The sequence below is a fragment of the Pseudomonas sp. B21-040 genome, assembly GCF_024748695.1.
Taxonomy (GTDB): domain Bacteria; phylum Pseudomonadota; class Gammaproteobacteria; order Pseudomonadales; family Pseudomonadaceae; genus Aquipseudomonas.
Map to the genome: position 1 here is coordinate 782,203 of NZ_CP087176.1, position 13,151 is coordinate 795,353.

The window sequence follows — 13,151 nt, forward strand, 5'->3', positions numbered from 1 at the left end:
ATGCCCGTGAAAGGTAATTTGAAACCACGGCTAAAGTAAATGGCTGACACCTGCGCGACGTTTGACTCAATTGGCTACTCGAACTGGCCGGATGCGACCGTGACACTTTCGGGCCGCTGATTAGTATGGGGGCCTGAAATTTCACTGATCAGAACCGCAAAAGGACACACGCATGCGACGCTGGAACGGCTGGGGAGATGCAACCACGGTGGTCGAACTGCCGGCCCAGGGCGCGAGTTTTCTCGCGCAACGGTTGGGTGACGGTCGAGCGCTGCCCGATGCCACGCTTGAGACGGCATTGGCCCGTGTGCCGGCCTCGCGGTTGCAGGAACACCCGCTTTTGAGCGTGGATGCCCATGATCGTTTGCTGCATGCACGGGGGCAGAGCCTGCCGGACTGGCTGGCGTTGCGCGAAGGGGCTCTGGGGATTTATCCCGACGCCGTGGCCTTTCCCGAGACGGCTGAACAGATTCGCCAGTTACTGCTGCTCGCCCATGAACAGGATCTGTGCCTGATTCCTTATGGCGGCGGCACCTCGGTGGCCGGGCACATCAACCCGCCAAGTTCCGCGCGGCCAGTGGTGACGGTGTCCCTGGCCCGCATGAATCGCCTGCTGGACCTCGACGAACAGAGCCTGCTGGCCACCTTCGGCCCCGGCGCCAGCGGGCCACAGGTGGAAAGTCAGTTGCGCGCCCGGGGTTACACGCTGGGGCATTTTCCGCAGTCGTGGGAGCTCTCGACCCTCGGTGGTTGGGTCGCCAGTCGCTCCAGTGGCCAGCAATCGTTGCGCTACGGGCGAATCGAGCAACTGTTCGCTGGCGGCACTCTGGAAACCTTCGCCGGACCTCTGGAGATCCCGACCTTCCCGGCCTCGGCTGCCGGCCCCGATCTGCGCGAGGTGGTGCTGGGTTGTGAAGGCCGTTTCGGGATTATTTCCGAGGTCAAGGTGCGGGTCAGTGCATTGCCCGCTGATGAACGTTTCTACGGGGTCTTTCTGCCCGATTGGACCCAGGCGCTGCAAGCCATCCGCCAGTTGGCCCAGGCGCGCGTGCCGCTGTCGATGCTGCGCCTGTCCAACGCGGTGGAAACCGAAACCCAGTTGGCGTTGGCCGGTCACCCGCAGCAGATCGCCTGGCTGGAAAAGTACCTGAACCTGCGCGGCGCCGGTGCGGGCAAATGCCTGTTGACCTTCGGCGTGACCGGTAATCGCAAGCAAAATGCGCTGTCCCTGAGCCAGGCCCGCCAGCACCTCAAGGCGTTCGGCGGGGTGTTTACCGGCACCTTGCTCGGCAAGAAGTGGGCGCAGAACCGCTTCCGTTTTCCCTACCTGCGCGAGAACTTGTGGAACGCCGGTTACGTGGTCGACACCCTGGAAACCGCTACCGACTGGAGCAATGTCGACAACCTGCTCACCCTGATCGAAAACAGCCTGCGCGACGCCTTGGCGGCTGAGGGCGAGCGGGTGCATGTGTTCACCCACCTGTCGCATGTCTACGGCGAAGGGTCGAGCATCTACACCACCTATGTGTTTCGGCCGGCGGCGGACTATCCCGCCACCCTGGCGCGCTGGCAGGCGCTCAAGCACGCGGCCAGCCAGACCATCGTCGACAACCACGGCACCATCAGTCACCAGCATGGCGTGGGCAAGGACCACGCGCCGTACTTGCTGCGCGAGAAGGGCGCGCTGGCGATGGACACCTTGCAGGCACTGAGCCGGCATTTTGATCCGGCCGGGCGCCTCAACCCTGGCACGCTGTTGCAGGAGTGACGGCCATGAGCCTGGACTGGAACGCCGCGTGGCGACAGCACGTATTGCCGACGCTGGCGGATGAAACCTGGGACCTGATCGTGATCGGCGGCGGCATCAGCGGCGCCGGTATCCTGCGCGAGGCAGCGCGCCGTGGCTGGCGCTGCCTGCTGCTGGAACAGCGCGATTTCGCCTGGGGCACCTCCAGCCGATCCTCGAAAATGGTCCATGGCGGTTTGCGTTACATCGCCAAGGGCCAATGGCGCCTGACCCGTGATTCGGTGCGCGAACGCCAGCGCCTGCTCGACGAAGCGCCGGGGCTGGTGGAGCCGATGAGTTTCATGATGCCGCATTACCGTGGCGGCTTTCCCGGCCCACGGGTGCTGGGTGGTTTGTTGTCCATCTATGACGCGTTGGCCGGGCGGCGCAGCCATCGCTTCCATGACGCGCAACAACTGCATTATCTGGCGCCGGGCGTGAAGGAAGATGACCTGCTGGGCGGCACCTGTTTTGTCGATGCGCTGACCGATGATGCGCGTCTGGTGATGCGCGTTTTAGGCGAGGCGCGAGGCGACGGCGCCGTGGTACTCAACGGCGTGCGCGTGGAGCAATTGCTGCGTGAAGAGGGGCGCGTTTGCGGGGTCCGGGTCAAGGACTGCGAGGGTGACGGATTGCTGACCTTGCGTTGTGGTGTGCTGGCCGTGGCCACTGGCGCCTGGGCCGAGCGCTTGCGCCTGCCCGATGCCCCTCGTCAGTTGCGCCCGTTGCGGGGCAGTCACTTGTTGCTACCGGGCTGGCGTCTGCCCGTGGCGCAGGCTTTCACCTTCCTGCACGAGCGCGACCGTCGACCGGTGTTCGTTTTTCCTTGGGAGGGCGCCACGGTGGTCGGCACCACGGACCTCGATCATCACGAAGACCTGGACCAGAGCGCGAGCATCAGCCGCGAGGAACTCGACTATTTGCTGGCGGCCTGTACTCAACAATTTCCCCACGCAGAGGTAGTCGCTGACGACGTGCTGTCGACCTGGTCCGGGGTGCGCCCGGTGGTGGGCAGTGCGGCGGGTGAACATCAAGGCAAACCCTCGAATGAAACCCGTGAGCATGTGCTGTGGCAGGAGCCGGGTTGCGTGACCCTGGCCGGCGGCAAGTTGACCACCTTTCGCCCGCAGGCCATTGAAGTGCTCAAGGCCTGCGCGAACATGCTCGAACGTCCCTTCGATGATGACGCCGGGCCGGTTTTTGCCGTCGTACCGCCGCTGGCGATCCCGGGGCTCAGTGGCAGCCAGTGGCGGCGTCTGGCGGGGCGGCATGGCCGTGATCTGCCGAGGCTGGCGGAGCTGCTCGCAGAATCAGGTCATGACACGGTCGGCGCCACGGATACGTTGTGGGCGGAACTGGCCTTTGCCTGCGAGTCGGAAATGGTCCTGCACCTGGATGACCTGCTGCTGCGCCGAACCCGTCTGGGCCTGTTGCTGACGCGCGGTGGCGAGGATTATTTCACTGCTATTCGCCAACTCTGCCAACCACGACTGGGCTGGGACGACGAGCGTTGGCAGCAGGAGCAGCAGCGCTACCAGGCGTTGTGGCAACGTCATCACGGTTTGCCCTGCGACCCTGCAGCCCTGTAGCAGCTGTCGAGCGGAGCGAGGCAGCGTTCGGCGGCGAAGCCGTCGCCCCCGTGATTGCGAGGACGTTGTCCTCGGACGCAGCCTCGCTTCGCTCGACAGCTGCTACGGATTAGAACATTCAGGAATGTGCGCGACCCATGCCCATTGAAGAGAGCTCCATGGATAACCACCCGACCAAGCGTTACCTGCTGGCCATCGACAATGGCACCCAAAGCGTGCGCGCGCTGCTCTTCGACCTGCAGGGCAATTTGCTGGGCAAAGGCAAGGTCGAGTTGCAGGCCTATTATTCGACTCGACCGGGCTGGGCCGAGCAGGACCCGGAGTATTACTGGGCGAAACTGGGGGAGGCCTGCCAGCAGGTGTGGCAGCAAACCGGTATCGATCGGTCGCAGATTGCCGGCGTTTCCCTGACCACCCAGCGCGGTACTTTGATCAACGTCGATGCCCAAGGCAAGCCGCTGCGCCCGGCGATCCTGTGGCTCGATCAGCGCCAGGCTGAAGTCGAAGGCGGCATCAAGGGACCGTGGGGCTGGCTGTTCAAACTGGTCGGCGCGCAAGCCACCGTGGATTATTTTCGCGCCCAGGCGGAGGCTAACTGGATCGCGAAGCACCAGCCTGAAGTGTGGGCGGCGACCGACAAGTTCTTGCTGCTCTCGGGGTTTCTCACCCATCGCCTGTGCGGGCGCTTTGTCGATTCCGTGGGCTGTTGCGTCGGCTACCTGCCGTTCGATTTCAAACGTCTGAAATGGGCCGCGCCCAGCGACTGGAAATGGCAGGCATTGGCGGTGCGCCCCGAGCAATTGCCGAGCCTGCACAAGCCCGGCGAAACCCTGGGTTTCATCACCGCTGAAGCCAGCCGCCACACCGGTATTCCCGAAGGGTTGCCGCTGATTGCGGCGGGCGCCGACAAGGCTTGCGAAGTGGTGGGTTCCGGCGTCGTCGACGCGAGCACGGTGTGCCTGTCCTACGGCACCACGGCGACGATCACCAGCACCCGGTCGCGCTACCTGGAAATCGTCCCGTTGATTCCGCCTTACCCGTCTGCGCTGCCGGATCATTACAACTGCGAAGTGATGATCTATCGCGGCTACTGGATGGTCAGCTGGTTCAAGAACGAGTTCGGCCTGCGGGAAATGCAGCAGGCCAAGGCGCAGGGCATCGAGCCCGAGCAACTCTTCGATGCGCTGGTCAATGCGGTGCCGCCGGGCTCCATGGGGCTGATGTTGCAACCCTACTGGTCGCCCGGCATCCGCGAACCGGGTGTGGAGGCCAAGGGCGCGATTATCGGCTTCGGCGATGTGCATACCCGCGCGCATATCTATCGGGCGATCCTCGAAGGCCTGGCGTATGCCTTGCGTCAGGGCCTGGAGAAAATCGAGAAGCGCTCGAAAGTCTCCGTCACGCGTTTGCGTGTTGCCGGTGGTGGCTCCCAGAGTGATGCGGCGATGCAGCTCACGGCCGACATTTTCGGCCTGCCGGCCGAGCGTCCGCATGTCTATGAAGCGTCCGGTCTGGGCGCAGCGATTTGCTGCGCGGTGGGGCTGGGTCTGTACGCGGACTTTCCCACGGCGATGGAGGCCATGACGCGGGTCGGTGCGGTGTTCATGCCGCAACCTGAGGCGCAGCAGGTCTATGAGCGACTGTACAAAGAGGTTTACCTGCGCATGTACCGACAGCTCAAGCCGCTGTATCAAAGCATCCGCAAAATCACCGGTTACCCCGCCTAGCAGACACCTCAAATCCCTGTAGGAGCCGAGCTTGCTCGCGATAGCGGTATGTCAGCCAGCATGACTGTTGACTGACACACCGCTATCGCGAGCAAGCTCGGCTCCTACGGGGGACGGTGGTGTTTTTTGCACCGGGGCGTGGCGCTATCGGAGAACTTTTCTGGTGAGATTGGACAGTGTCAGGGACAGGGTCGGTTGTTAGGCTCAACCCCACAGCACATCCAATAAGAACCAAAAGCAATGAAGCTGACCTTTCTCCTGCTGCTGCTTTGTGGAACCGCCCCGATGGCGTGGGGTTGGTCCAACCATACGGTGGGCAGCTACCTGGCGTTGCAGGATTTGCCGGCCTTGCGCGAAGCCCCTCAGGTTGAAGTCGAGCCGCTGGAGCAGTTTCTCGCGCAACAATACCCCGCCGTGATCGCGCTGCTGGACGAGCAGGAACGCTTCGCCCGCGAGCACTTCGCCCAGTACCCGCCGCGCCCCGATAACCTGCGGCTGCCAGCCGAGCCTGGGGACAATCTGCGACACGACTTCCTCACCGCGTTGCGGATCAATCCCCACATTCATCTGGCCATGGTTATCCAGCCATTGCCGGGCAAGGATTTGCCCGAGCGTGAACACCTGAAAGCCGAACAGGTCATGGTCGAGCAGACGCTCTCACCCTGGAACCGCCAGCGTTTCATCCGTGTGGCTGACGGCGAAAAAGTCGCGCCCCTGGCCGTGTTGGCCAGCGCCGCCGATGAGCCGGATTACGGCCACGACATCAACCTGTTCAGCGACAACCCAGGCGAGGTGGGCGCGTTGTACGGCTTCGGCGCGCAGTCTTTCGGCGACGCGCGGTTTCAGTACAGCTCACAGGCGCCGTTCCATATGGGGTTCTTCCATGAGAGCCCGGTGGTGTATGCCGCCGCCGGGTTTCTTCAGCGCAGCTGGCCGGACTGGCGCGCCTATCAGTACATGGGGTTGGCGCGATTGGCGTTTGCCAGTGGCCATTCTTACTGGGGTTATCGTTTTCTCGGTTGGGGTTTGCACCACGTCCAGGACTTGACCCAGCCTTATCACGCCAAGCCGCTGCCCGGCGTCGAACTGGCGAGCCTGTTGCTGTTGGAAAGCAAGGCGTTGGCCGGCTTCGATGCCGACAAGCACGCGGCCATTGAACGGGTCGCGACCCGGCACATGGAAGTTGAGAAATATCAGTCGACCTGGCTGCGTCGCTTACTGCGCGAAGGTCAGCCACACCCGATGCTCAAGGCTTACGCCGACCTTGTACAAGACGTTCGCTACCCGCCGTACTCGGTGGACTACCTGCGCGAGGTGGTGAGTGCCGAGTCTGCCGAGGAATCCGCCGCGTTCGATGAAGCCATCGGGCAGTGGCTGGACACGGCACCGGTCACCAGCGATTTCAGCGCCAGTAATCAAGTGAAGCGCGAAGACTACGACCACCCGGCACTGAATCAGCAGCTGTTCACGCTGCTGGGACATTTCGGCGCGCACAGCCGGATTTATGTCAATGCGGGGTTGGCGCCCTAGCCATCGCGGCAGCGTTGCCCACTCACACAGCAATCATAAAAACAATAAACCCAGGGAAGAGGAACAGATCATGAGCACTCGATTACGCCTGTCTGGCGCGGCGCTACCTGGCGTCGGCCTGGCAGGGCTGCTGCAACTGTGCGCGGTCGACGGCGTGCAGGCCGTGGAATTCAGTGTGCTGGACAAACAGGTCACGGGTTCGTTCGACAGTACCTTGTCTTATGGCCGCTTGTGGCGGGTCCAGGGCCGGGACAAAAACAACGATGACGTCAACACCAACGACGGTAATCGCAACTTCGACACCGGGCTGGTTTCCGAGGTGTACAAGATCACTTCGGAACTTGAGGCCAACTATCAGAACTACGGGATGTTCATGCGCGGCACCGCGTTCTATGACACCCAACTGATGGACAAGCGCAACGATTACTACCGCAACAACAACCCGTCGCAACCTAGCCAGAGTTACCCCCAGGACGACCACTTCACTGGCCAGACCCGCGACATCGCCGGCAGCCGGGTGGAGATGCTCGATGCCTACCTCTATGGCAATTGGGACGTCGCGCAAATGCCCGTCACGGCCCGTGTCGGTCGCCAGGTGTTCAACTGGGGCGAGGGGATTTTCTACCGTGGCGGGATCAACACCACCAACCCGGTGGACGCCGCCAAGTACCGTTTGCCCGGCGCCGAAGTCAAGGAAGTGCTGGTGCCGGTGGAAGCGCTCAGCTTCAACATTGGCCTGACCGACAGCCTGACCATGGAAAGCTTCTACCAGACGAACTGGAAGGAAACCCGCATCGACCCGGTCGGCACCTTCTACTCGCAGACGGACCTGTTCGCCGACGGTGGTAACACCGGCTACAACAATTTCAGCAACACCGCGCTGGACACGCCGGTTCCCGGCTTCGGCAACGTGATCGGACTGTACACCGCACTGGGCAACAATCCGTTGCTCAACCAGGCCCTGAGCACCACTGGCCTTTACGCCAACGGCGTGACCCCGGCTTTCGGCAACACCCTCAAGGTGGCCTCGGTCGGCAAGGATTACAACGCGCGCAACGACGGTCAGTTCGGCTTTGCCTTTCGCTACATTGCAGAAGAACTCAACAGCACCGAGTTCGGCGTGTACATGGTCAATTACCACGCCAAGGAACCGACCATTTCCGCCGACCTGGGCGGGTACCAAGGCGTCGACATCAACGCGCTGACTAACGTGTTGTCCGGTGTGGCGGGCAGTCAGGCGGGGCAACTGGCCAACGGCCTGACGACCATTGATGTGTTGGGCAGTATTCAGGCCCATCGTCGCTACGCCGAAGACATCCGCATGTACGGCTTCAGCTTCAACACCACCCTGGGCGAGGCGTCAGTGTTCGGTGAAGTCGCGTATCGGCCGAACCTGCCCATCGGTGTCGCCGCCACCAACGACCTGATCGGCGACCTGGCCAATGGCGCAGCTGCTGCCGCGTCCGGCAAGACCATCAACATTGGCGGGCAGATGGTCACGCTCGACAGCCAGATCAATAACGCCGAGCGGGTGGAAGCGTTCAACACGTCCCTGGGCACCATCTACAACTTTGGCCCGAGTCTGTCGTTCGACTCGATGTTCGGCGTGTTCGAACTCGCCTCCGAGCACTTGCGCGGCAGCGATCTGCAATACACCGCTTTTGACGGCAGCACCCGTTACTACGCGGGCACCGGCAACTTTTCCTATGTGTCCGGCGGTGAGCGCAGCGACCAGGTCAACCGCAACTCCTACAGCTACACCGCGATGCTCAACGGCACCTGGAACGACGTGTACGCCGGGGTCAACGTCTCGCCCTACGTCGTCTACAAGGATGACTTCAAGGGCAACAGCTATCAGGCGGGCAACACGATCGACGGCCGCAAGGCCTACACCCTGGGGATCAAGGCCAACTACCAGAACAAGCTGGAGGCCGAGCTGCAATACACCGAGTTCTACGGCGGCGGGCAGGACAACGGTGTTCGCGACCGAGACAACGTCGGCTTCAACCTCAAGTATTTCCTTTAAGTGCTACACGCAAACCAAATGTGGGAGCGGGCTTGCTCGCGAAGAGGGCGGCACATCCAACATGGATGTCGCCTGATATATCGCCTTCGCGAGCAAGCCCGCTCCCACAGGGGATCTGCTGTGTTTTGCAGACCTGCTGGATTAATTCGGAGAACGATCATGTTTCACACTTCACGACTCACCAAGACTGCACTGGTGCTGGCCCTGAGCCTGGCCACCGGCAGCGCAATGGCCGCCATCACGCCGCAACAAGCCGAGCAATTGAAAACCACGCTGACGCCGCTGGGTGCCGAGCGTGCCGGCAACGCGGCCGGGACCATTCCGGCCTGGAGCGGCGGCATCACCCAGGCGCCGGCAGGCTACAAACCGGGTCAGCATCACCCGGACCCGTATGCGGCGGACAAGCCCTTGTTCACCATCACCAAGGCCAACCTTGACCAGTACAAGGCCCACCTCAGCCCGGGCCAGATCGCGCTGTTCAACAGCTACCCCGACACCTTCCAGATGCCGGTCTATACCTCTCGTCGTTCGGGGTCGGCGCCGCAGTGGCTGTATGACAACACCTTCAAGAACGCGACTTCGGCCAAGCTGCTCGACGGCGGAACCGGTTTTGCCGATGCCTATGGCGGCGTACCGTTCCCCGTGCCCAAGGATGGCGTCGAGGCGCTGTGGAACCACATCACCCGTTATCGCGGCATCTACGTGGTCCGTCGTGCCTCCGAAGCGCCGGTACAGCGCAACGGCAGCTTCGCGCTGGTGACCTCGCAGCAGGAAGGGATGTTCAACTACTACCGTCCGGGCGGTCAGTTCGCCGACCTGAAAAACATCCTGTTTTACTACCTGGCATTCGTGAAGAGCCCGGCCCGGCTGGCCGGCGGTGCGGCGTTGATTCACGAGACCCTGGACCAGCTCAAGGACCCGCGCCAGGCCTGGGTCTACGACGCCGGCCAACGCCGTGTGCGGCGGGCGCCGAACCTGGCGTATGACACGCCGATCGCCTCATCCGACGGCTTGCGCACGGCGGACGATACCGACCTGTTCAACGGCTCGCCGGACCGTTACGACTGGAAGCTCAAGGGCAAGCAAGAGGTCTACATTCCCTACAACAGCTACAAAGTCGGCAGCCCTGAGGTGAAGTACGCGCAGTTGCTCACGCCGGGCCACCTCAACCCGCAATACACCCGTTATGAGTTGCATCGGGTCTGGGTGGTCGAAGGCACACTCAAGCCAGGTGCGCGGCACATCTATTCCAAGCGCGTGCTGTTTCTGGACGAGGACAGTTGGGGCGCCGCGCTGGTGGATCAATATGACGGGCGAGGGGAGTTGTGGCGGGTGTCGATGGCCTACCTGAAAAACTTCTACGACCTGCCCACCACCTGGAGTGCACTGGACGTCTTCCACGACTTGCAGGCGCGTCGTTACTACGTGCAAAACCTGGACAACGAAGAACCGGAAACCGTCGACTTCGCCCAAGCGGTGCCGGAAGACGCGTACTTCATGCCATCGGCCTTGCGTCAGCGCGGGACGCGGTGAGTGGTGACATTGGCCGTTCGGAAGATTGCCGGGTTTTGGCCAGGGAGGATGTGCTAGCCTGCAATCAATGATTTCATTGATTGCAGGAGGCATCATGGCCAGCATCACAATTCGAAACCTCGATGAGAAGCTAAAGGAGCAGTTGCGTATCACAGCGGCTCACAACGGACATTCCATGGAGGAGGAGGCTCGCCTGATTCTGGGCAGGGCCTTGGCGACGGTTGATCGCGCCGGTGGACTTGGAAGCCGGATACGCAACAGATTCAGCGCTGTCGGTGGAGTGGAGCTTGATCTGCCAGAGCGTTCAGAAAAAGCGACTGCGGTGGATTTTTCTGAATGATAGTGCTCGATACCAACATTCTTTCAGAGTTTATGCGAATCGAGCCTGAGCCCCGGGTGCTTGCCTGGGTTGATGCGCAGCCAGCGATGGACCTGGCAGTCAGTGCGGTGACGGTGGCTGAGATACTCCACGGCATTGCACGATTGCCTTCCGGTAAGCGCAAACAAAAACTTGAAGCCCATGCAATGGCAATGTTCGAAGAGGACTTTGCCGGACGCATTCTGCCGTTCGATGCTCATGCCGCTGTTGAGTACGCAACGCTGACAGCGAGTGCTGAAGCAAATGGACGTGCAGTTTCAATGGCAGATGTGCAAATTGCTGCCATTTGCCGAAGCCATGGGGCTGCTATAGCTACCCGCAATATTCGAGACTTCGAGTTTTCCGGGATTGAGGTGATCAATCCGTGGGACGCCTGAGTATCTTCGCGGTCACGTAAATGATCGTGCCCACGCTCTGCGTGGGCAAGCAGCCCGTGGCGCGCTGTGTCACCTGCCGAAGCAGACGCAGAGCGTCCCTTGAGGCATTCCCACGCGGGAGCGTGGGAACGATCAAGGTTACGACTTAAACGCGGAAGTGGCTGACCATCTGCTGCAACTGACCACCCAACCGCGCCAGTTCAACACTGGAGGCGGCGGTTTCGTCGCTGGCGGCGGCGGTCTGTTCGGACACGTCGCGCACGTTGATGATGCTGCGGCTGATTTCTTCGGCCACCGCGCTTTGCTGTTCGGCAGCGGCGGCGATCTGCTGGTTCATCGACTGGATGTTGGACACCGTGCGGGTGATGTTCTCCAGCGACGCGCCAGCCTTGCGGGTCAGGGCGACGCTGCTGTCGGTGAGCGCACGGCTGTTGTTCATCACCGCCGACACTTGTTGCGTACCGTTCTGCAGAGCGGCCACCAGGCCTTCGATTTCTTCGGTGGATTTCTGCGTACGCTGGGCCAGGCCCCGCACTTCATCGGCCACCACCGCAAAACCACGACCGGCTTCACCGGCACGGGCCGCTTCAATCGCAGCGTTGAGCGCCAGCAGGTTGGTCTGCTCGGCGACGGCTTTGATCACGTCCATGACACTGCCGATCTTGTCGCTTTCCTGTTGCAGCACGCTCATGGCTTCGGTGGAACGCACCACTTCGCTGGCCAGACGCTCGATCTGGGCGATGGCTTCGTTGACCACTTTGTCGCCTTCGCGGGCTTCGCCGTCTGCCGCTGCGGCGGCTTGCGAGGCTTCTTCAGCATTGCGCGCGACTTCCTGCACGGTGGCCGTCATCTCGTGCATGGCCGTGGCGACCTGGTCGGTCTCGATCTTCTGGCTGTTCACCCCGGCACTGGTTTGTTCGGTCACGGCCGACAGTTCTTCGGCGGCGCTGGCAATTTGCGTGACGCCATCGCGGATGCCGCTGATCAGGTCGCGCAGGGTCACACCCATGCGCGCGATGCCTTGCTGCAACACGCCGAGTTCGTCACGGCGGGTGACTTTGATGTCCTGGGACAGGTCACCGCTGGCAATGCGTTCAACCACGGCCAGGGTGTCACGAATCGGACCGGTGATTTGACGGGTGATGATCACGGCGGCAATCACGCCAACCAGCAACGCGAGCAAGATGCTGATCAATTGCAGGGTGCGGGCCTGGGCGCTCTCGGCGTCCCGGCGGTCGAGCTGGATCTGATACAGCTGATCGCTAAGGGTCACGATGGCGGCGCCCTGGTCGGTCATTTCCTTGCGAGCCTGCACAGCGTCGGAACTGGCCGATTTGTAGGCCTGCAAGGCGCTGCGGTAATTGTTCAGCGCGGTTTCGAGCTGACGCAAGGCGTCTTGCTGAGTGTCGGCGAATTGCGCATTGAGCGTTTTGAGGCTGGCAATCGCCGCATCCAGTTGGCCGACGGCTTTTTGCTCGGTTTCGGCGTTGGTGGCGGCGGTGTAGCCGCGCACTTCGTAACGGGCGAGGATGAACGCTTCCTTGGCGGCGGTGATGGCCTGGAATTGTTCGAAACGCTGATCGCTCAGCGGCATTTGCTGCACGCGGGTGCTGATGGTTTCGATCAGCGTGCCGGCAGTTTCAGCATTGGCGCCCATGGCGTCGCGGGCACCATTGCCGGTGCGGTAGGCGCTGCGCATTTTGTTCAGGGACGTCTGGTACGCCGCAATGACGCTGCCTTGTTCCTTGAGCAGCTTGAGGTTTTCCGGGCTCTTGAACTTGGTCAGCAATGCCTGCTGCTGAGCGGAAAAGGCGTCAAGGGTGGTCTGCACACTCTGCGCTGCGGTTTCGTCGCCGTTGGTCAGCATGTATTGCAGGCGAACCACGCGCAACTTGGTCAGGCCGGCGTTGAGCTGGGTGATGTCGCTCATCCAGTTGCTGCGGTCAATCAGGCTGCCCAGGCTTGTCCAGCCGGTCAGGGCCAGGACGCAGGTCAGAGCCAGGACCAGGCCGAACCCCAGGCCCAGTTTCATGTTCACGCTGATATTGCCGAACCAGCTATTCATCAATTCCTCCAGGAACATTGTGTTTCTTGATCGTCAGTTGGCTGGAAGATTGTTGTTTTTGGGAGCCAGCAAAGTAGGTAGCAGGTTTGTATCGGCCGCATTCGCGAGAGCTGAAAGGATTTTGTAGGACGCGATCCTG

9 protein-coding genes and 1 pseudogene are annotated in these 13,151 nt (G+C 61.8%); 8 read left to right on the top strand and 2 right to left on the bottom strand.

Features of this window, described 5'->3' with window-relative positions; genetic code table 11:
* The first annotated feature begins 172 nt into the window (after window positions 1–172).
* The 8 genes from LOY55_RS03470 (at window position 173) to LOY55_RS03505 (ending at window position 10,947) form a co-directional block, all read left to right on the top strand.
* Window positions 173–1,768, top strand: coding sequence for an FAD-binding oxidoreductase (locus LOY55_RS03470; protein ID WP_223522679.1), 1,596 nt, complete (start codon window positions 173–175; stop codon window positions 1,766–1,768).
* A 5-nt stretch (window positions 1,769–1,773) separates the two neighbouring features.
* Window positions 1,774–3,375, top strand: coding sequence for a glycerol-3-phosphate dehydrogenase/oxidase (locus LOY55_RS03475; RefSeq protein ID WP_223522680.1), 1,602 nt, complete (start codon window positions 1,774–1,776; stop codon window positions 3,373–3,375).
* A 158-nt stretch (window positions 3,376–3,533) separates the two neighbouring features.
* Window positions 3,534–5,102, top strand: coding sequence for an FGGY-family carbohydrate kinase (locus tag LOY55_RS03480; RefSeq protein WP_223522708.1), 1,569 nt, complete (start codon window positions 3,534–3,536; stop codon window positions 5,100–5,102).
* A gap of 240 nt (window positions 5,103–5,342) precedes the next feature.
* Window positions 5,343–6,632, top strand: coding sequence for a phospholipase (locus LOY55_RS03485; RefSeq protein ID WP_223522681.1), 1,290 nt, complete (start codon window positions 5,343–5,345; stop codon window positions 6,630–6,632).
* Between the two features lie 70 nt (window positions 6,633–6,702).
* The gene (locus LOY55_RS03490; protein ID WP_223522682.1) at window positions 6,703–8,658 is read left to right on the top strand and encodes a DUF1302 domain-containing protein; all 1,956 of its coding nucleotides are present in this window, start codon (window positions 6,703–6,705) and stop codon (window positions 8,656–8,658) included.
* 159 nt (window positions 8,659–8,817) lie between these two features.
* A complete protein-coding gene (locus tag LOY55_RS03495; RefSeq protein ID WP_223522683.1) occupies window positions 8,818–10,191 on the top strand; it encodes a DUF1329 domain-containing protein in 1,374 nt (457 codons plus the stop codon).
* Window positions 10,192–10,285: 94 nt separating this feature from the next.
* On the top strand, window positions 10,286–10,531 hold the full coding sequence (locus tag LOY55_RS03500) for a FitA-like ribbon-helix-helix domain-containing protein (protein WP_109787490.1): 246 nt from the start codon (window positions 10,286–10,288) through the stop codon (window positions 10,529–10,531).
* A complete protein-coding gene (locus LOY55_RS03505; RefSeq protein WP_223522684.1) occupies window positions 10,528–10,947 on the top strand; it encodes a type II toxin-antitoxin system VapC family toxin in 420 nt (139 codons plus the stop codon). The genes LOY55_RS03500 and LOY55_RS03505 overlap by 4 nt, the downstream gene beginning before the upstream one ends.
* Window positions 10,948–11,092: 145 nt before the next feature.
* Here the strand turns inward: LOY55_RS03505 and LOY55_RS31120 are convergent, their stop codons facing one another.
* Window positions 11,093–11,956, bottom strand: coding sequence for a methyl-accepting chemotaxis protein (locus LOY55_RS31120; protein ID WP_408980991.1), 864 nt, complete (start codon window positions 11,954–11,956; stop codon window positions 11,093–11,095).
* A gap of 42 nt (window positions 11,957–11,998) precedes the next feature.
* Window positions 11,999–13,030, bottom strand: a pseudogene (locus LOY55_RS31125) (methyl-accepting chemotaxis protein); the annotation flags it as partial.
* Window positions 13,031–13,151 lie beyond the last annotated feature (121 nt).

What these genes read in the sequence shown, in the direction of transcription:
- LOY55_RS03505 (WP_223522684.1), top strand. Translation starts at nt 10,528, where the DNA reads ATGATAGTGCTCGATACCAACATTCTTTCAGAGTTTATGCGAATCGAG.
- LOY55_RS03490 (WP_223522682.1), top strand. Translation starts at nt 6,703, where the DNA reads ATGAGCACTCGATTACGCCTGTCTGGCGCGGCGCTACCTGGCGTCGGC.
- LOY55_RS03480 (WP_223522708.1), top strand. Translation starts at nt 3,534, where the DNA reads ATGGATAACCACCCGACCAAGCGTTACCTGCTGGCCATCGACAATGGC.
- LOY55_RS03475 (WP_223522680.1), top strand. Translation starts at nt 1,774, where the DNA reads ATGAGCCTGGACTGGAACGCCGCGTGGCGACAGCACGTATTGCCGACG.
- LOY55_RS03470 (WP_223522679.1), top strand. Translation starts at nt 173, where the DNA reads ATGCGACGCTGGAACGGCTGGGGAGATGCAACCACGGTGGTCGAACTG.
- LOY55_RS03485 (WP_223522681.1), top strand. Translation starts at nt 5,343, where the DNA reads ATGAAGCTGACCTTTCTCCTGCTGCTGCTTTGTGGAACCGCCCCGATG.
- LOY55_RS03500 (WP_109787490.1), top strand. Translation starts at nt 10,286, where the DNA reads ATGGCCAGCATCACAATTCGAAACCTCGATGAGAAGCTAAAGGAGCAG.
- LOY55_RS31120 (WP_408980991.1), bottom strand. Translation starts at nt 11,956, where the DNA reads ATGGGTGTGACCCTGCGCGACCTGATCAGCGGCATCCGCGATGGCGTC.
- LOY55_RS03495 (WP_223522683.1), top strand. Translation starts at nt 8,818, where the DNA reads ATGTTTCACACTTCACGACTCACCAAGACTGCACTGGTGCTGGCCCTG.